The organism is Kitasatospora kazusensis (assembly GCF_039529945.1).
Lineage (GTDB): Bacteria > Actinomycetota > Actinomycetes > Streptomycetales > Streptomycetaceae > Kitasatospora > Kitasatospora kazusensis.
Map to the genome: position 1 here is coordinate 29,146 of NZ_BAAANT010000014.1, position 16,674 is coordinate 45,819.

Genomic DNA, 16,674 nt, shown 5'->3' on the forward strand with positions numbered 1-16,674 from the left:
GCGGGCTCGGCGAAGTCGCAGGCCTGCGTGATCGCGCGGGGCTACAGGTCCACCGATCCACATTTTCTCTCAAAATTTAACTTGAACAACCAAAAGTAAACATAGAGAGGGTGATTGCACGCCGTCAAGATGCTTGCACCGGGCGGAACTTGCGATTCCCCGGGAGCCCCGGACGCGGACGGTCCGACCCCTGCCCCCGGGCCCCGAGGCCGCGCCCCGGGGTCCGGGGGGCGCGGCCTCGGAGGCCGGACGTGCCGTCAGGCCGGGCAGATGCCCCGGGTGTAGTCGACTGTCGCGGTCGCCTGCGAGTACTCCCACTCGGGGGACAGCAGGTCCGTGTCGAGCTGCGCGGCGGCGGCCGGGTCCTCCACGATGTAGCCGAAGTCCTGGAGCCAGGCCGGGTACAGGTTCTTGGAGCCGATGTAGAACGCCGAGCCGTCGACCGACACCAGCTTGTGGTGCAGCGGGTACGGATGGCCGTCCGCCCAGGTGGCGCCCGGAGCGGAGCGGAACGAGGCGAGTTGCAGGTTCCGGCACATCGCGGCCTTCGCCGCCGGCGCGTCCGGGGTGACGGCGGCGAGCCGGCCCAGCAGGGTGTCGCTGATCTCGGCGAGGGACTTGATCTGCGAGTAGCCGCCGCTGCCGACGGTGCCCCGGTTGGCCGGATCGCTGACCACGATGCGGACCTTCACCCCGGCGGCGAGCTTGGCCGCGAGGGTGTCGTAGAGCCGGATGTCGTAGCGGGGCAGCGGCGGGCAGGTCCCGTTGAGGTCCTGCTGGGAGATCTCGATGTGACTGCCGGCGCTCGCGACCAGCGCGCGCAGCGCGTTCTCCTCGGGGTTGACCGTCTCGTAGTCGCGGTCGGCGTTGGTGTTGTCGTGCAGGCCGATGACGTTGCAGCCGTCGTGGGAGGGGGCCGGCGGGTCGGGCCGGTACGTCGACAGCGGGTCGCTGCTGCGGATGCCGACGCCGAGGCCGCCGACCGCGATGGCCGGCACGGTGCCGGTCGCGGCGGGTGCGGGGTTCTCGTCCTTCTCCAGCGTTGGCCGGCAGGCGGCACCGTTGGACGAGGCGAACCAGGCGGCCGAGAGCAGCCCGCTGTGCGCGCAGGTCCAGCCCCAGAGCGTGTCGAGGTACGCCCCGGCGGAGGCGGCGGCCGGGCCGGTCAGCGCGAGGTCGACGTCCGACACCGGGTGGGCGGTGTCGAGGTAGTCGTCCTTCCAGCCGTTGATGCCGCCCGTGATCACGCTCTGGCCGTCGACCACCAGGAGCTTGGAGTGGTTCCAGGAGAACGCGGTCCTGGAGGTGGTCATCGACGCGACGTTCAGCGTGACGTCGGCAGCGGCGTCGCCGAGTTTGCGCACCAGGTCGTCACGGTAGGACGACGGCAGCACGTTGATGTTGTAGAGCGGCGCGGCACCGACCAGGACGCGCACCTGGAGCTTGTTCCCGGCCGCTGTGGCGGCCTTCAGGCCCGCCACGATCGCGTCCTCGAACCCGCCGTTGGGGAACGGGGCGAGCGAGGAGATGTCCACCGTCCGGGTCGCCTTCGCGATGTTCCCGGTGATCCTGGCGAGCAGCTGTCGCGTACCGGCCCGGTCGGCGCAGGCGGGATCGCCCCAGCAGCCGGGGGTCTGCAGCAGCCAGGCGGCGGGGTCGCCCGCCGCCGCGTCGAGGCTGTTGCCGTCGGTGCGCTGCCAGACGGACCCCTCCAGGCCCGGCGACACCTGACGCAGCGTCTGCTCGATCGCGTCGAGGTGCGGGGTGGCGGATCCCGGCGCCACGGCCGGGCCCCGGACCGCGACGGGCGAGGCGAAGGCGGGTGCCGCGGGTGTCGCGGCGAGCAGGGCGGTGGCGGCCAGTACGCATCCCGCGAGACGGGCGGGGCGGTGGGACTGGGGGCGGAGCAAGAGCGACTCCCTCAAGAGGTGGCGGGCTGTTCACCCGTTCGACCCCTTGAAACTACCCGATGGTAACTTGACGTGGCGTCACCAGGCCCCGTTCCGGTTCACCCCGCCCGAGGGCATGCCGGGGCCGGGGCGCGTTCGCCGGTCAGTCGGGCGGGGCGGCGGCGTCCAGCGACGCCGTGACCCGGGCCAGCAGGGACTGGAGGGCCATCGCCTCGTCCAGCGAGAGGTCGGTGACGCCGAGGATGTGCTGCGGCACGCAGACGGCCCGCTCGCGCAGGGACGTGCCGGCCTCGGTCAGCGCCACGGTGACCGAGCGCTCGTCCTCGGCGCTGCGCGCGCGCCGGACGTAGCCGGTGGCCTCCAGCCGCTTGAGCAGGGGGGAGAGCGTGCCGGAGTCCAGCCGCAGGTGTTCGCCGATCCGCTTCACCGGCAGTTCGCCGTGCTCCCAGAGCACCAGCATGACCAGGTACTGCGGGTAGGTCAGCCCGAGGTCCTTGAGGAGCACCCGGTACACGCTCCCGAAGGCCCGCGAGGCCGCCTGCAGGGAGAAGCACAGCTGGTTGCCGAGTCGGAGCGACTCGCTTTCGGACACCTGGGACAGCTTGGTCATGCCCCCAGCATAGCCCTGCCGCACATTTCAGTTGTGCGCAATTGAATTGCGTGCTCTACTAGTGGGCAGAGGGCGAGCCGGGAACGGCCGCCGACGTGAGAAGGGACCGGTTAAATGGACGCGCTGTACACCGCTGTCGCCACCGCCAACGGGCGTGAGGGTCGCGCCGTGAGCTCCGACGGCCAGGTGGACCTCCCGCTGGCGATGCCGCCCGCGCTCGGGGGCAATGGCCAGGGCACCAACCCCGAGCAGCTCTTCGCCGCCGGCTACGCCGCCTGCTTCGCCAGCGCGCTGGGCCTGGTCGGCCGCCAGGCCAAGGTCGACACCGGCGACATCTCGGTGACCGCCGAGGTCTCCATCGGCAAGGACGACACCGGCTTCGGCCTCTCCGTGGTGCTCCGCGTCGAGCTCCCGGACTCCCTGGCGGGCGAGACCGGCCACCTGCTGGTCAAGCAGGCCCACGAGGTCTGCCCGTACTCCAAGGCCACCCGCGGCAACATCAGCGTCGAGCTCGTCACCGAGTAGTCGCCCGCCGCGCACGTACGGATGCCCCGGACCGCTTGAGCGGTCCGGGGCATCCGTACGTCCAGGCTCGACCGCGTACCGGGACGCGGTACGAGGTCAGCCGGCCCCGACCGGGATCTCCTCGGTCACGGCCCGCTGCTCCGCCGGGGCGACCTCGCCGAAGCGGGCCAGCGCCAGCGCCCCCGCCACGGCGACGGCGAACCCGCCGACGGCCAGCGGCAGCATGCCGGGACGGGTTCCGTCGCCGAGCAGGACCACGCCGAGCACGGCGGGCAGCGCGGTCTCGCCCAGGACCATGCTCGCGGTGGCCGTGGTGACCTTGCCGCCGCGCACGCCCTCGGTCATCAGCGTGAACGCCACCGCGCCGCCGCCGGCCAGCGCGTAGGCCGCCGGATCCCGCAGCAGCGGGAGCAGGTCCAGTCCGTGCAACGGCGGCAGCACCCGGACGGCGAGCGCGACGACGCCGAACCCGAGCCCGCAGAGGCTGCCCAGGGCGGCGGCGCGACGGGGCTCGCGCAGCTTCCACGCCAGCCCGCCGAAGGCGACCAGCACCAGGACCGCCGCGAGCAGCAGCCAGTGGAAGAACTGCGACGGCTGCCCGTGCCCCTCGGCCCCCGAGGTCGCGCCGAGGACCGCCAGGCCCGTGCACACCCCGCCGACGCCCCACCACTCACCGCGCCCGAGCCGGATCTTCAGGATCGCCGCGCCCAGCACCGCCGTCACCGCGAGCGCACCGGCCAGCGCGGCCTGCACCACGTACAGCGGCAGCGAGCGCAACGCGATCAGCTGGGCGACGAAGCCCACGCAGTCGAGCAGCAGGCCGGCGGCGAACGGCAGGTTGAGCATCGCCCTGGCCGTGCCGAGCAGGCCCGCATCGGGCGTGTCGGCATGGCGCTGCGCGCCGAGGGCCTGCAGCACCATGGCGATGCCGAAGCAGAGGGCGGCGGCGAGAGCCATCATGAGTCCGAGAAGCACGCCGTGAGTCTAGACGTGCGGGTTCGGGGCGCACTCCGCCGAGGGTCCGGCTGCCCCGCACCGCCACTCCGCACCGGCGGCGCCCGACCGCCGCCCGCGACCGATCCGGCCGGCCGGCGGGTACGGGCAGTCTTCAAGGCGGCCGCCACCGCCTGTCCGGGGCGCGGCCGGGCGCCCGCGGCCCCGGCCCGGCCCGACTCGCCTACCGCGGCCACCTCATGACCACCCGTCCGGTCAGGTGACGGCTCGCCGTGGCAGGAATACCTGGGCCGCGCCGGACACTGTCACCGGTATGGCTACTCTCGGACTCATCGGCAGTGGAAACATCGGCGGCACCCTGGCCCGGCTCGCGGTGAACGCGGGGCTCGACGTCGTCCTCAGCAACTCGCGCGGGCCGGAGACCCTCGCCGGCCTGGTCGCCGAACTCGGCGCCGGCGCCCGGGCCGGCACTCCCGCGCAGGCGGCCGAGGCGGGTGACTGGGTCGTGGTGACCGTCCCGCTGAAGGCCTACCTCCAGATCCCGGCCGCACCACTGGCCGGCCGCACCGTACTGGACACCAACAACTACTACCCGCAGCGCGACGGCCACTTCGCCCGGCTCGACTCCGGCGAGACCACCAGCAGCGGGCTGCTCCAGGAGCATCTGGCGGGCGCCCACGTGGTGAAGGCCTTCAACAACATCTACTTCGGCCACCTGGCCTCGCTGGCCCGCCCGGCCGGCGCCCCCGACCGCACCGCCCTGCCGATCGCCGGCGACGACACCACCGGCAAGGAGCGGGCCGTCGCCCTGCTCGACGTCCTCGGCTTCGACGCCGTCGACGTCGGTGCACTGGCCGAGAGCTGGCGCTTCCAGCCCGACACCCCGGCCTACGGGCTCCCGTACCTGAAGGACCCGAAGACGGCCCTCAACGAGGACCCCGGCCAGCCGGCCGACGCGGCCACCGTCCGCCGGGCCCTCGCCGCCGCGACCCGCTGACCGCGCCGCTGCCGCCTGCCGTGTGCCGCCGGGATCCCGGCGGCACACGGCCTCGGGCCGCTCCCCGCAGGGCGTGGCCGCCCGGCCGTCGCTGGGTGTCGTGGGCGGCATGAGCGAGCAGCGCGCATGGGAGGTCGCCGAGGTCCTGGGCGCATCCGTCCAACCCTCCTGCGACCACCTGGACGAGGCCCGGGTGACCGCCCCGGCCGCCGACGGCCCGCCTGGCTGCGAGGACTGCCTTCGGATCGGCACCAGGTGGGTGCACCTGCGCGAGTGCCTGGTCTGCGGACACCTGGGCTGCTGCGACAGTTCGCCCGGGCAGCACGCCTACGCCCATGCGCACGCGCAGAGCGGTCACGACCTCGCCCGGTCGGCCGAACCCGGCGAGGACTGGGCCTGGTGCTACGCCGACGAGGTCTTCCTCCGGCCGGCCGGCTGACGCCGCCACGCCGGAGCACCCCCGTGCCCGGGCACCACGCCCCGGCGTGACCGCGCGCGGGCGGGAGCCGGGGCCACTGATCCGACTTTCGGGCACGATCTGATGAGGAGTACAGCCCATGGAGTTCCTGGTGGACATGGTCACCACCGTGCCGGAGGGCACGACCGAGGAGGCCGTCGCCGAGATCCGGGCCCGGGAGGCGGTCCGGGCGCGGGAGCTGGCCGCGCAGGGAAGCCTGCTGCGGCTCTGGCGTCCGCCGCTCGCCCCCGGCGAGTGGCGTACCTGGGGCCTGTTCAGCGCCGACGACGCGGAGCACCTGGAACAGTCGCTCGCGTCGATGCCGCTGCGGATCTGGCGGCAGGACACGGTGACGCCGCTGTCCCCGCACCCGAACGACCCGGGCCGGTAGACGACCCGGGCCGGTAGGCGGCGGCCCGGGCCGGCTGGCGACCCGGGCCGCCGGCCGGTGACCCGGGCACCGGGAAGCCGTCCCGCTCAGTCGTCCTCGGCCGGATCCGCGGGTGCGCTGCCGCCCTTCAGTCCGAGCTTGGCCTCCGCCGTCGTCCAGTCGGTCGCGATCGCGGACCGGACGGCGTCCAGGGTGGCCTGGCCCTTGCAGAGCGCGGTGTGCAGATGCGTCTCCACCACGTCCTTGTCGTTGTTCGGCCCCTTGCCGGGCACGTGGTCCGGCGACGGCGGCTCGACCCACAGGTTGCGCGGGTCGTTCGGGTCTCCGCCGAGGCTCAGGGGCACCAGGTGGTCGTACTCCGCGTCGCCCATCGGCCCGGTGTAGCCGTAGGACTTGGCGTTCGCAGCCTTCTCCTTGTTGGTGACGGCGGCGGGCGGACGGATCCCGGAGGTGTAGCCGCCCGGCTTGCAGATCGTCGTCGTCATCGTGGCCTGGGTGACGGCCGGGCTGGCCACCCCGGGGGTGCAGGCGGGGTCGGGCAGCGGCTGCTTGGCCGCCGTGTAGTGGTAGTGGCAGCTGCCCGCGGCGGGCTGGGCCGCCGCCTGGTAGGTCGTCTGCGGACCGGCTCCCACCGGGATGCTCCCGTGCTGGACGGCGCTCGGCGGCGCCGTGTCGACGGCCTTGCCGGCCGGCTGGTGGGAGCAGCCGGCGGCCGCCGTGAGGAGGAGTGCGCCGATCACGGCGGATATGCGGGCCGAAGGGGCCATCTGGTTCTCCCGGAGATGTGCTGGCCGCCCGTCAGGTCAAGGAGCGGCAGCTGATTCTTTCAGCTGCACGGGCCCCGTGCGGCCCGACCGCGCCGCGGGCCGCACCCGCCGGTCCGCAGTGGGTCCGTCTCTCCCGGGACTTCGGCGCCGACGCCCGCACCACGGCCCCGGCCACGGCCGCGAGCCGTGAGAAGTGACGATGCATCAGCTTCCTGTGTCCGCCGGATCGGCTGACGCCCGGGCGGCGTGGGTGACCGTGGAGTTCCGCGGCAGCCCACGCCCGCCCAGGACCGGGGTATCCGGCCTGGCACCTTCTTTCAGGAAGGGATCCTGATGACTGTCTTGCCACGGGCCCGGCCGGCCTCGACGTACTGCAACGCCTCCACGGCCTGGTCGAGCGGGAAGACCCGCTGGACCAGGGGCCGCAGTTCGCCGGACTCCACCAGTCCGGCGATGGCCGCGAGCTGGGCGCCGTCCGGGTGCATGAGGAACGCGCTCACGGACACGCCCCAGCGCGCCCGCTGAGCCTCTGCATCGGGGGCGCCGACGATCGACACCAGCGCGCCGCCCGGCTTCAGCAGGCCGAAGGACCGCTCCTGGGTCTCCCCGCCGACGGTGTCGAGGACGACGTCCACCTTCCCGACGACCTCGTCGAACTTCTCGCTGCGGTAGTCGACGACCTGGTCGGCGCCGAGCTGCCGGGCCGCCTCCACGCCGTCCGTGCCCACGGTGGTGACGACCTCGGCGCCGAGGTGCTTGGCGATCTGGATCGCGGCGGATCCCACGCCGCCCAGGCCGCCGTGGATCAGGACCCGCTGGCCCGCCCGCAGCTGCGTCTGCTCCGTCAGGGCCTGCCAGGCCGTGAGCGCGACCAGGGGCAGCGAGGCCGCCTCCTCGAAGGAGAGCCGCTCGGGCTTGGCAGCGACCAGGCTCTCGTGCACCGCGACGGCCTCGGCGAACCCGCCGCCCACCCTCGGGTCGACCCGGCTGAAGACCTCGTCACCGACCGCGAACGAGGTGACGTCGTCCCCGACCGCCGTCACCACACCCGCGACCTCGCTGCCCAGGATCCGGGTCTGCGTGAGCCCCTCCGGCTGCATGAAGCCCTTGACGATCAGGTGGTCGACCGGGTTGACCCCGGCGGCCCTGACCTCGATCAGGACGTCCTGGGGCCCGACCCCGGGAACGGGCGCGTCGGTGACCTGCACCACGTCGCCGACCTGGCCGTACTTGTCGATCGTTGCTGCCTTCACGGTTCTCGTCCTCTTCGTTCGGTGTCGGATGCGGAGGTGTTCAGTACTTCGGTGACCAGGTGTTCCAGACTTCGGTGCTTCGGTGCTGCGCTGTCCGTCCCCGGAGGGCGGCCCCGGCCTGCGGGCCCGGCCGGTCAGTCGTTCGACCCGGCCGCGACCTTCTCCAGGACCTCCAGCAGGAGTTCGGGGCTCTGCGCCCCCGAGACCGCGACCCTGCCGTCGAAGACGAAGGTCGGGACGGAGGTGACGCCCAGCCCGGCGGCTTCGGCCAGCTCGGCGCGCACCTCCCGGGCGCCGTCCTGCGACGCGAGGAACGCTACGACCCGGTCGCGGTCGAGGCCCGCCGCAACGCCGATCTCCGCCAGCTGCGTGTGGTCGCCGAGGTGGCCGCCGTCGGTGAAGTAGTGGGCCAGCAGCCGTTCCTTCACCTCGTCCTGGAGCCGGTGGCGTGCCGCGAACCAGAGCAGCCGGTGCGCCTGGAAGGTGTTGGTGGCCACCGCCTGCTCCATCCGGAAGGTGAGGCCCTCGGCCGCCGCCGCCTGGGTGAGCGGGCCGAAGATGCTCTCCGCGGGCCGTCCGAACTTCCGCTCGTAGACCAGCGCCGAGGGCTCGCCCTCCTCGCCGGCGGCGGGGTTGAGCTGGAACGGGCGGTAGACGACCTCGACGTCGGCGGCTCCGGGGAAGGCCGCCAGCGCCTTCTCGAAGCGCCGCTTGCCGATGTAGCACCACGGACACACGAGGTCCGAATAGATCTCGACCTTCACTGCTGCTGCTCCTGAACTGGTGGGACGGTCCGGGCGGGCGGCGCTGCGGTCTGCTCGGCGCCGCCCGTCCGGTGTGTGCGGTCGGACCGGTGTCAGCCGGCCAGGCGGACGAGCATCTTGCCGGTGTTCGCGCCGCGCATCATGCCGAGGAAGGCCTCGGGGGCGCGGTCGATGCCGTCCAGCACGGTCTCCTCGGTGCGCAGCTCGCCGCTCGCCAGCCAGCCGGCGGCGAGCTGGGCGTACTGCGGGGCGAGGTGGTAGTAGCTGCCGACCAGCAGGCCGCGCAGGGTGAGCTGCTTGCCGATCGCGTAGGCCAGGTTGCGCGGGCCGGCGACCGGCTCGGTGGCGTTGTACTGGCTGATGGCACCGCACAGGGCGATCCGGCCGCCGGGGCGCATGGCGGCGATGGCCGCCTCCAGGTGGTCGCCGCCGACGTTGTCGAAGTAGACGTCGATGCCCTCCGGCGCGGCCTCGGCGAGCTGCTCGGCCAGCGAGCCGGCCCGGTAGTCGATGGCGGCGTCGAAGCCGAAGTCCTCGACCAGCTTCCGGGCCTTCTCCGGCCCGCCGGCGGAGCCGATCACCCGGGAGGCGCCGAGCAGGCGGGCGATCTGCCCGGCCACGCTGCCCACCGCACCGGCCGCGCCGGAGACGAAGACGACGTCGCCCTTGGCGACGGGCGCCACCTCGGTCAGCCCGGCGTAGGCGGTCAGGCCGGGCATGCCGAGGACGCCGAGGTAGGCGGAGGCGGGGGCCAGCGAGACGTCGATCGGCATCACCGCGGCCGCGTCCACCACGGCGTACTCGCGCCAGCCGAGCTGGTGCAGGACGGCGGTGCCGACCGGGACGGCGGCGGCCTTCGAGGCCACCACGGTCCCCGTCGCGCCTCCGCCCAGCGGCGCGCCGAGGTCGAAGGGGGCGATGTAGGAGCCGGTGCCGGCGTTCATCCGGCCGCGCATGTAGGGGTCGACGGACATCCAGGTGTTGCGGACCAGCAGCTGGCCCTCGCCCGGCTCCGGGATCGCGCTCTCGACCAGGGCGAAGTTCTCGGCGGTGGGCTCGCCGACGGGGCGGGAGGTGAGGTGGATCTCGCGGTGGACGGACGGGGCGGCGGTCATGGCGCTTCTCCTGGGGTGGGGCGGGCGGTGTCGGTCGACTGCTTCGAGCGCAGTACTTGACCTCTCGTTCCAAAACGTACAGATTCTGGAACGAGAGGTCAAATAGTGGCCGCCCCGCCCCCGGAACTTGGGTACCGTAGGGCCATGGGAAGACCGCGGACGTTCGACGAAGAAGCGATCCTGGACCGGGCGATGCTCCTGTTCTGGCGCAAGGGCTACGAGGCCACGAGCATGAACGACCTGGTGGAGGAGCTCGAACTGGGACGGGGTTCGATCTACGCCGCGTTCGGCGACAAGCACCGGCTGTTCGTCCAGGCGCTCGGCCGCTACCTCGGCCGGCAGTCCGAGCTGCTCGCCGCCGCGCTCGACGACCGGCAGCCCGCGCTGCCCCAGCTGCGCCACCTGTTCGAGACCCTCCTGCGGGCCGATGCCGCGTGCAGCGGTGCGGGCTGCTTCAGCGTCAACAGCATCGCCGAACTGCTCCCGGGCGACGCCGCCGTCGCCGAGCTGGCCCGCACCAGCCTGCGCAGCGCGGAGGACGCCTTCACCGCGCAGCTGGTCCGGGCGGAGGCCGCCGGGGAGCTCAACGACGCCGTGACCCCGCGGGAAGCCGCCCACCTGCTGCTCGCGCTCGTCCAGGGCCTGCAGATCCTGCGCAAGGCCGACCCCGACCCGGCCCGCCTCGCCGCCTCCCTGGACTCGGCGTTCGCGCTGATCAGGCGCCCGGCGGCAGTCCGCCCGGACGACCGCGCGGCGGAGCCCCTCGGCGAACCCGGCGCCGTGTCCGGCACCGCGCCCCACACTGTTCCGCACGCCGTGCCCCTCGCCGCACCTCTGGGCGCGCCCCTCGGCGTGGCGTGACCGGGCAGCCGGTCGGTCAGGCCCCGATCATGGCCGTCAGCGCGGACCAGAACGCCGTGACCAGCGGTTCGGGCGGGGGCAGGCACTGGGTCAGCAGGACTGCGGCCGTGTCGAGTTCGGGGTACGAGTACCAGGTGGTGCCGAGCCCGCCGCCCCACCCGTAGCGCGCGGTCCCCGCCCCGGACCGCCCGCCCGGGGCGAGGACCTCGACCCCGTAACCCCAGCCGGCGCCGTCCTCCAGGAAGGCCTCCGCCGACTCCGACCCGGCCCGTTCGGCTCCCAGCCGGTCGCCGGTCATCAGCGCGACCGCTTCCGGGGAGAGCACCCGCACGCCGTCCAGCCCGCCGCCGCCGAGCAGCATCCGCGCGAACCGCAGATAGTCCGATGCTGTGCTGACCAGCCCTCCGCGCGCGTCCGGGAAGGCCGGCCGGTGGTTCCACCGGCTGTCCTGCGCACTGTCGAAGACCGCCAGGCCGTCCGCGCCGGCGGTGTAGCAGGGGACGAGCCGGGAGCGGGCCCCGGCCGGGACCTGGAACCCGGTGTCGCCCATGCCCAGCGGGCCGAGCAGCCGCTCCCCCAGCAGCCGGTCGAGCGGTCGGCCGCCGGCCCGGGCCAGCAGCACGCCGAGGACGCCGAAGCCGAACTCGTACCTCCAGTCCGCGCCCGGCTGGTGCATCAGCGGCAGCTCGGCGAACCGTGCCACCCACTCGTCGGGGCCGATCGGGACGGACGGGTCCGGCGGGCCCAGTCCGAGGCCGGCCGCCGCGGCGCGGTCGGCCACCGGGCACGGCCGGTCGAAGACGAAACCGAAGCCCATCCGCATCGTCAGCAGGTCGTCCACGGTGATCGGACGGCCAGCGGGCACCGTGTCGTCCACCGGCCCGTCGAGGCGGCGCAGCACCCGGCGGCCGCCGAGTTCCGGCAGCCACCGTTCGATCGGGGCGTCCAGGGCCAGGGTGCCGTCCTCGGCCAGCACCAGGGTCAGCGCCGCTGCCAGGGGTTTGGTCAGTGAGGAGATCCGGACGACCGCGTCGCGCGGCATCGGCGCCACGTCGCCGACCGCCCGGGTGCCGAGACCGGCGATGCGCGTCCGGCCGCCGCAGGACAGGCCCAGCACCGCCCCGGGCACCGCACCGGCCTCGACCTGCCCGGACACCACCGCGAGCAGGCGCTCCCAGTCGACCGACGTCATCGCACGAGCCGTACTTCCCTCACCGCAGGCCAACGGGTCACCGTCATCTCTAGCAGCCGGCCCGGCCCCGGGCCCGCAGGCGCGCCGGACTCAGCGGCGCGTGCCCGCGGGAACCCACCGCACCCAGAGCCCTGACCTTCCGTCGGCCGCAGCGGGACGCCGGCTGCTGACGGTCGCGGAACTCCGCCCGCCCACGCCCCGGCTCCGTTTCTCCGTCCGGAACCACCTCGGCGAAGACCGGACCCGGCGGCGGCGGAAAACCGTACCCGAAGGTGTTGGCGAACCGGGCGAGCCCGATCCGAACAGAGAGTCGGTTTTCGAATTCACTGACTCATCAGACACGGCCGAATGTCACTCGATCGATGAAGAAAGCCCGCTCCGGACTGGCTCATTGTAATAGTGGGCAGGCCCGCCCGTTCTCAACCCTGGAGACCCCGCCATGGCCACCGAGACCCTCACCACGCCCGAATCGGGATTCTCCACGGCAGCACTGCCCGACGGCGCATGGGCGGGGCAGTCCTCGACCGACTCCGGCGGCCGGGTGGAGGAACGCGAACTGGTATTCGCCGGATTCCGCTTCGTCTGCCGCCTGGTCCACCAGGACAATCCCTCGACGGCTCCGATCCTGGTGCTCGGCGGTTCCTCCCAGGACCGTTTCTCCTGGCTGCGCTACGAGAAGCGGCTGGTGCCGCTGGGGACGCTGATCACCGTCGACCTCCCCGGCTACGGAACCGCCGATTTCCTGCCGGCGATGTACGGCCCCGACTTCCTGGCGGCCGCGCTCCGGCACATGCTGACGGAGCTCGACATCCCGCGGGTCAATCTGGTGGCGGCGTGCTACGGCGGGGCGGTCGGGCTGCGGTTCGCCCAGCACTATCCGGCGATGGTCGAACGGCTGCTCCTGGTCGGGATGACCGCGCGGATCCCGGAGGACTATGCCGAGGCGATGCGGCGGTGGGCGGTCATGATCGAGCGGGGCGAGACCTCGACGATCGCCCGTGAGCTCACCGAGCGCTTCATGTCCCCGCCCGGCACCGGCGTGGTCCGCCGGCACGCGGCCGTGTCGCGCCTGGTGTACCAGCAGATCTCGGGCCAGAGCGGCGAGCAGCTCAGGATGTCGGCCGAGCACAACACCCGGCTGATGCGCCACGAGTGGTTCCGCCCCGAGCCGGTGCCCGCCGTGCCCAGCCTGGTGGCGACCGGCGAGTACGACACCCTCTGCACACCGGCCATGGGCCGCGAGGTGGCCGCGCTGCTCCCCGCCGCCCGCTTCCTGACGGTCACCGAGTCCGACCACCTGGCCCCGGTCGAACGGGCGGACGTGTTCGCGGACCTGCTGGCCCGGTTCTGCGGCGGCGAGTCGGTCGACGACCTGCCGTACACCAACCCGGTCGAGCGGTTCGTCCGCCTGCCCCACGCCCGCTGACGGCCGCCCGCCGACCACCGGACCGACACTCCGGGCAGCGCCGCCCGGGACGGAGGAGACACCATGTGCGGCATCGCCGGATGGATTTCGTTCGACCGTGACCTGCGTGGTCACCGACCCGAGCCCGCGGCCATGACCGCCGCCCTCGCCCCGCGCGGCCCGGACGCCTCCGGCCTGTGGACCGGCCGGCACGCGGCCCTCGGCCACCGCCGGCTGAGCGTCATCGACCCGGTCGGCGGCGGGCAGCCGATGACCTCCGAGCACGACGGCCGGACGCTGACGGTGCTCAGCTACAGCGGCGAGGTCTACAACCACCAGGAGCTGCGGGAGGAACTGCGGTCCGAGGGGTACCACTTCCGCACCCGCAGCGACACCGAGGTGGTCCTGCGGGCGTTCGAGGCCTGGGGCGGCTCCTTCACCGAGCGGCTGAACGGGATGTACGCGCTCGCGCTCTGGGACACCCGGTCCGAGGAACTGCTGCTGGTACGGGACCGTTTGGGGATCAAGCCGCTCTACTACCACCCCACCCCCGACGGGGTCCTGTTCGGGTCCGAACCGAAGGCGATCCTCGCCCACCCGGCCGTCGAGGCCGCCGTCGACCAGGACGGCCTGCGGGAGCTGCTGGGCCTCACCAAGACCCCCGGACACGCGGTCTACCGCGGCATGCGCGAGGTCCGCCCCGGACACACCGTCCGCTGCTCGCGCGCGGGCCTGCGGGAGGAGCGGTACTGGGAGCTGGAAGCCCACGAGCACACCGACGACCTGCCGGCCACGGTGGCGACCGTCCGCTCGCTGCTCCAGGACGCGGTGACCCGCCAGTTGGTCTCCGACGTCCCGCTGGGCTCGCTGCTCTCCGGCGGTCTCGACTCCAGCGTGATCACGGCGCTGGCCGCCGGGGACCTCCGGGCCCGGGGCGGCGGGCAACTCCGCACCTTCACCGTGGACTTCGCCCGGCACACCGAGAACTTCACGCCGGACCTCCAGCGGGCCAGCCCGGACGGACCGTACGCGCGCGCCCTGGCCGCGCACGTCGGGACGGACCACCACGAGGCCGTCCTGGACACCGCGGCCCTCGCCGACCCCCGGCAACGGGACGCCGTGGTCCGCGCCCGGGACGTCCCGATCGGGCTCGGGGACGGCGACACCTCACTGCACCTGCTCTTCCAGGAGGTCCGGCGCAGCTCGACGGTGGTGCTCTCCGGCGAGGCCGCCGACGAACTGTTCGGCGGCTACTGGTGGTTCCACCAGGCCCGGGTGGTCGGCGCCGACGACTTCCCCTGGCTGGCCGCCCTCGCCCTGGCCACCCCGCCCGGAGTGCCCCGGCGGGAGTCCTTCCTCAGCCGGGACCTGCTGGACGGCCTGGACCTGGACGGCTACCGGGCCGCCCGCTACCACGAGGCGCTGCGGGCCGTGCCCCGCCTGGCGGGCGAACCGGCCGCCGAGCGCCGCATGCGCGAGTTCTTCCACCTGCACCTCACCCGCTCGGTGCCGTTCCTGCTCGACCGCAAGGACCGCCTCAGCATGGCCCACGGCCTGGAGGTCCGGGTGCCGTTCTGCGACCACCGTCTGGTCGAGTACCTCTTCAACACCCCGTGGTCGATGAAGACCTTCGACGGCCGGGAGAAGAGCCTGCTCCGGGCGGCGGCCCGCGACCTGCTGCCCGAGTCGGTCGCCGAGCGGACCAAGAGCCCCTACCCCCTCACCCAGGACCCGGCCTACGCCGAGGCGCTGCGGACCGAGCTGGGCGAGGTGCTGGACCGTACGGACGGCGCCCTGCACGGCCTCGTCGACCGCGAGGCCGTCCGGCGGGCGCTCAAGGACGGCACCCCCGCCGAGGCGCTCCGGCCCGCCGCGGAGCTGCTGCTCTGCCTGGAGTCGTGGCTGCGCCTGTACCCCGTATGGCTGGACCTGTGAACCCTGCGGTACCGCCGCGGCGGTTCACCGCTGCACGGCCGGGCCACGGACGTAGGCGTGGCCGTACTCGGCGACGAGCGGGCCGAGTTCGGGTTCGCCGAACTCCGTGACCAGGGCGGAGAAGCCGGTGGCCTTGTCCGGCCCGAAGCGGGCCACCCGGGCGGCGTAGGCGGCGGCGTCGAGGAACCTCGGCGGGGTGCTCTTGGAGTGGAACTTGTCCGCGTACATCACCAGCCTCTCCTCGGCGGTCTCGGCGACGTAGTCCCCGGCCGGGATGGGCAGTTGCTGGGACTCGATGTCCTGCCGGGTCAGACCGACCCCGGTGTGGCAGGAGGCGAAGCGGCACAGCGACTCCGGCAGACCCTCGGCGCGGAGGATCTCGTGCCCCAGCACGCCGTGCCGGATGTAGTGGCCGGAGCCGACCTGGTAGACCCCGATGTCGTGCAGCAGGGCACCGATCTCCACCAGGCCGGGGTCGGCCCGGCACCCGGTCCGGGCCGCGAGCCCCATCGCGATCCGGGCCACGATCTCGCAGTGGGACAGCACCAGGGCGAGCGCCTCGGGCGTCGGTGCGTACTTCGCGTGCAGAGCGCGCAGACTCCGGGCGGTGGGAAGAGTCACCCGGACAGCCTAGCCCGCCGATGAGCACCGGCCCGGGTGAGCCTGTCCGTCATGGCACCCCGCCACTGGCGGCTTTCCCTCCCTGCACCGAATCCGCCGGACGCGCCGGTGGCACCGGCCACGACGGATAGACTTCGGCGACACGGCGAGGCGGAAGCGAGGTCGGGGGTGCCATGAGCAGGCCGTTGCTGTTCCTCGACGTCGACGGGCCGCTCAATCCCTATGCGGCACAGCCCGAGAGGCGACCCGAGGGATACACGACGATCCGGGTCCCGCGGGCGGGCGGCAGCGCGACAGAGTCCGGGATTTCGCCAGGCCGTCGGAGGCCACTGCAGGTATGGCTCAACCCCGGGCACGGACGGGCACTGACCGCTCTCGACTACGAACTCTGCTGGGCCACGAGCTGGATGAGTGACGCCAACCGGTGGATCGGGCCCGTCCTGGGTCTGCCCGAGTTGCCGTTCGTCGATTTCGGCGACGCCCTCTTCGACGAGCGTCCTGACGGGGTGCACTGGAAGTCCGGACCGCTGCTGGCCCACGCCGACGGCCGGCCTTTCGCCTGGGTGGACGACGAGCAGGGCGAGGCCGATCACGCCTACATGGCCGCCCGTCACCGGTCGCCCGCCCTTCTGTGGCACGTCAATCCGCGGATCGGTCTGCGCAGCGACGACTTCGCGGCTCTCGCGGCCTTTTCGGATTCCCTCGACCCGTCCGCAGTCCTCGGCCCCGGTGTCCTATCCGTGACCCACGGTGCAAAGTAGCTGCCGCTGACCTCCGACCTCCCGTTGCTTCGGGCCCCGCCTGTTCGTTAGGCCGAACGAGTAGTCGGTGGAGGGTAGGGGTTCATGCGCCGGGAGTGGTCGCCCGAGGACGTGGTGGCGTGTTGGACGCCGGTGGGGAGTGACTGGGACCTGGTC

17 protein-coding genes are annotated in these 16,674 nt (G+C 73.1%); 8 read left to right on the plus strand and 9 right to left on the minus strand.

The window, feature by feature from the left end; genetic code table 11:
- Positions 1–257: 257 nt before the first annotated feature.
- Positions 258–1,910 carry a phospholipase D-like domain-containing protein gene (locus ABD330_RS14555; RefSeq protein WP_344464859.1) on the minus strand — a complete coding sequence of 551 codons (1,653 nt, stop codon included), beginning with the start codon at positions 1,908–1,910 and terminating at the stop codon, positions 258–260.
- Positions 1,911–2,052: 142 nt separating this feature from the next.
- Complete coding sequence (locus ABD330_RS14560; RefSeq protein WP_344464861.1) at positions 2,053–2,520, minus strand: MarR family winged helix-turn-helix transcriptional regulator; 468 nt, start codon at positions 2,518–2,520, stop codon at positions 2,053–2,055.
- Positions 2,521–2,634: 114 nt separating this feature from the next.
- Here ABD330_RS14560 and ABD330_RS14565 point away from each other — a divergent pair, with 114 nt between their 5' ends.
- Positions 2,635–3,045, plus strand: a complete 411-nt coding sequence (locus ABD330_RS14565) for an organic hydroperoxide resistance protein (RefSeq protein ID WP_344464863.1) — start codon at positions 2,635–2,637, stop codon at positions 3,043–3,045.
- Between the two features lie 96 nt (positions 3,046–3,141).
- Here ABD330_RS14565 and ABD330_RS14570 read toward each other — a convergent pair whose 3' ends face one another.
- The gene (locus ABD330_RS14570; RefSeq protein WP_344464865.1) at positions 3,142–4,020 is read right to left on the minus strand and encodes a hypothetical protein; all 879 of its coding nucleotides are present in this window, start codon (positions 4,018–4,020) and stop codon (positions 3,142–3,144) included.
- A 292-nt stretch (positions 4,021–4,312) separates the two neighbouring features.
- Here ABD330_RS14570 and ABD330_RS14575 point away from each other — a divergent pair, with 292 nt between their 5' ends.
- From ABD330_RS14575 to ABD330_RS14585, 3 genes are all read left to right on the plus strand, one after another.
- The gene (locus tag ABD330_RS14575; protein ID WP_344464867.1) at positions 4,313–4,996 is read left to right on the plus strand and encodes an NADPH-dependent F420 reductase; all 684 of its coding nucleotides are present in this window, start codon (positions 4,313–4,315) and stop codon (positions 4,994–4,996) included.
- A gap of 109 nt (positions 4,997–5,105) precedes the next feature.
- Complete coding sequence (locus ABD330_RS14580) at positions 5,106–5,435, plus strand: UBP-type zinc finger domain-containing protein (protein WP_344464869.1); 330 nt, start codon at positions 5,106–5,108, stop codon at positions 5,433–5,435.
- A gap of 118 nt (positions 5,436–5,553) precedes the next feature.
- Positions 5,554–5,844, plus strand: coding sequence for a muconolactone Delta-isomerase family protein (locus ABD330_RS14585; protein WP_344464871.1), 291 nt, complete (start codon positions 5,554–5,556; stop codon positions 5,842–5,844).
- A gap of 86 nt (positions 5,845–5,930) precedes the next feature.
- On the opposite strand, the gene ABD330_RS14590 is transcribed toward ABD330_RS14585, so the two are convergent.
- The 4 genes from ABD330_RS14590 to ABD330_RS14605 form a co-directional block, all read right to left on the minus strand.
- Entirely contained in the window at positions 5,931–6,611 is a 681-nt protein-coding gene (locus ABD330_RS14590) for a hypothetical protein (RefSeq protein WP_344464872.1), read from the minus strand.
- Between the two features lie 317 nt (positions 6,612–6,928).
- A complete protein-coding gene (locus tag ABD330_RS14595; RefSeq protein ID WP_344464874.1) occupies positions 6,929–7,864 on the minus strand; it encodes an NADP-dependent oxidoreductase in 936 nt (311 codons plus the stop codon).
- A 134-nt stretch (positions 7,865–7,998) separates the two neighbouring features.
- Positions 7,999–8,628 (minus strand): DsbA family oxidoreductase, encoded by a 630-nt coding sequence (locus tag ABD330_RS14600; RefSeq protein ID WP_344464876.1) that lies wholly within the window; start codon positions 8,626–8,628, stop codon positions 7,999–8,001.
- Positions 8,629–8,720: 92 nt separating this feature from the next.
- Positions 8,721–9,743, minus strand: coding sequence for an NADP-dependent oxidoreductase (locus ABD330_RS14605; protein ID WP_344464878.1), 1,023 nt, complete (start codon positions 9,741–9,743; stop codon positions 8,721–8,723).
- Positions 9,744–9,887: 144 nt separating this feature from the next.
- Here ABD330_RS14605 and ABD330_RS14610 point away from each other — a divergent pair, with 144 nt between their 5' ends.
- Positions 9,888–10,604, plus strand: coding sequence for a TetR/AcrR family transcriptional regulator (locus tag ABD330_RS14610; protein ID WP_344464880.1), 717 nt, complete (start codon positions 9,888–9,890; stop codon positions 10,602–10,604).
- Between the two features lie 16 nt (positions 10,605–10,620).
- On the opposite strand, the gene ABD330_RS14615 is transcribed toward ABD330_RS14610, so the two are convergent.
- The gene (locus tag ABD330_RS14615; protein WP_344464882.1) at positions 10,621–11,796 is read right to left on the minus strand and encodes a serine hydrolase domain-containing protein; all 1,176 of its coding nucleotides are present in this window, start codon (positions 11,794–11,796) and stop codon (positions 10,621–10,623) included.
- 439 nt (positions 11,797–12,235) lie between these two features.
- On the opposite strand from ABD330_RS14615, the gene ABD330_RS14620 reads away from it, so the two are divergent.
- Positions 12,236–13,222: an alpha/beta fold hydrolase gene (locus ABD330_RS14620; protein WP_344464884.1), complete on the plus strand. Its 987-nt coding sequence runs from the start codon at positions 12,236–12,238 to the stop codon at positions 13,220–13,222.
- Positions 13,223–13,285: 63 nt separating this feature from the next.
- The gene (gene asnB / locus ABD330_RS14625) at positions 13,286–15,136 is read left to right on the plus strand and encodes an asparagine synthase (glutamine-hydrolyzing) (RefSeq protein ID WP_344464886.1); all 1,851 of its coding nucleotides are present in this window, start codon (positions 13,286–13,288) and stop codon (positions 15,134–15,136) included.
- A 24-nt stretch (positions 15,137–15,160) separates the two neighbouring features.
- Here the strand turns inward: asnB and ABD330_RS14630 are convergent, their stop codons facing one another.
- Positions 15,161–15,757 (minus strand): HD domain-containing protein, encoded by a 597-nt coding sequence (locus ABD330_RS14630; protein WP_344464888.1) that lies wholly within the window; start codon positions 15,755–15,757, stop codon positions 15,161–15,163.
- A 173-nt stretch (positions 15,758–15,930) separates the two neighbouring features.
- Between ABD330_RS14630 and ABD330_RS14635 the strand changes: the two genes are divergently transcribed.
- The gene (locus ABD330_RS14635; RefSeq protein WP_344464890.1) at positions 15,931–16,518 is read left to right on the plus strand and encodes a hypothetical protein; all 588 of its coding nucleotides are present in this window, start codon (positions 15,931–15,933) and stop codon (positions 16,516–16,518) included.
- Positions 16,519–16,674 lie beyond the last annotated feature (156 nt).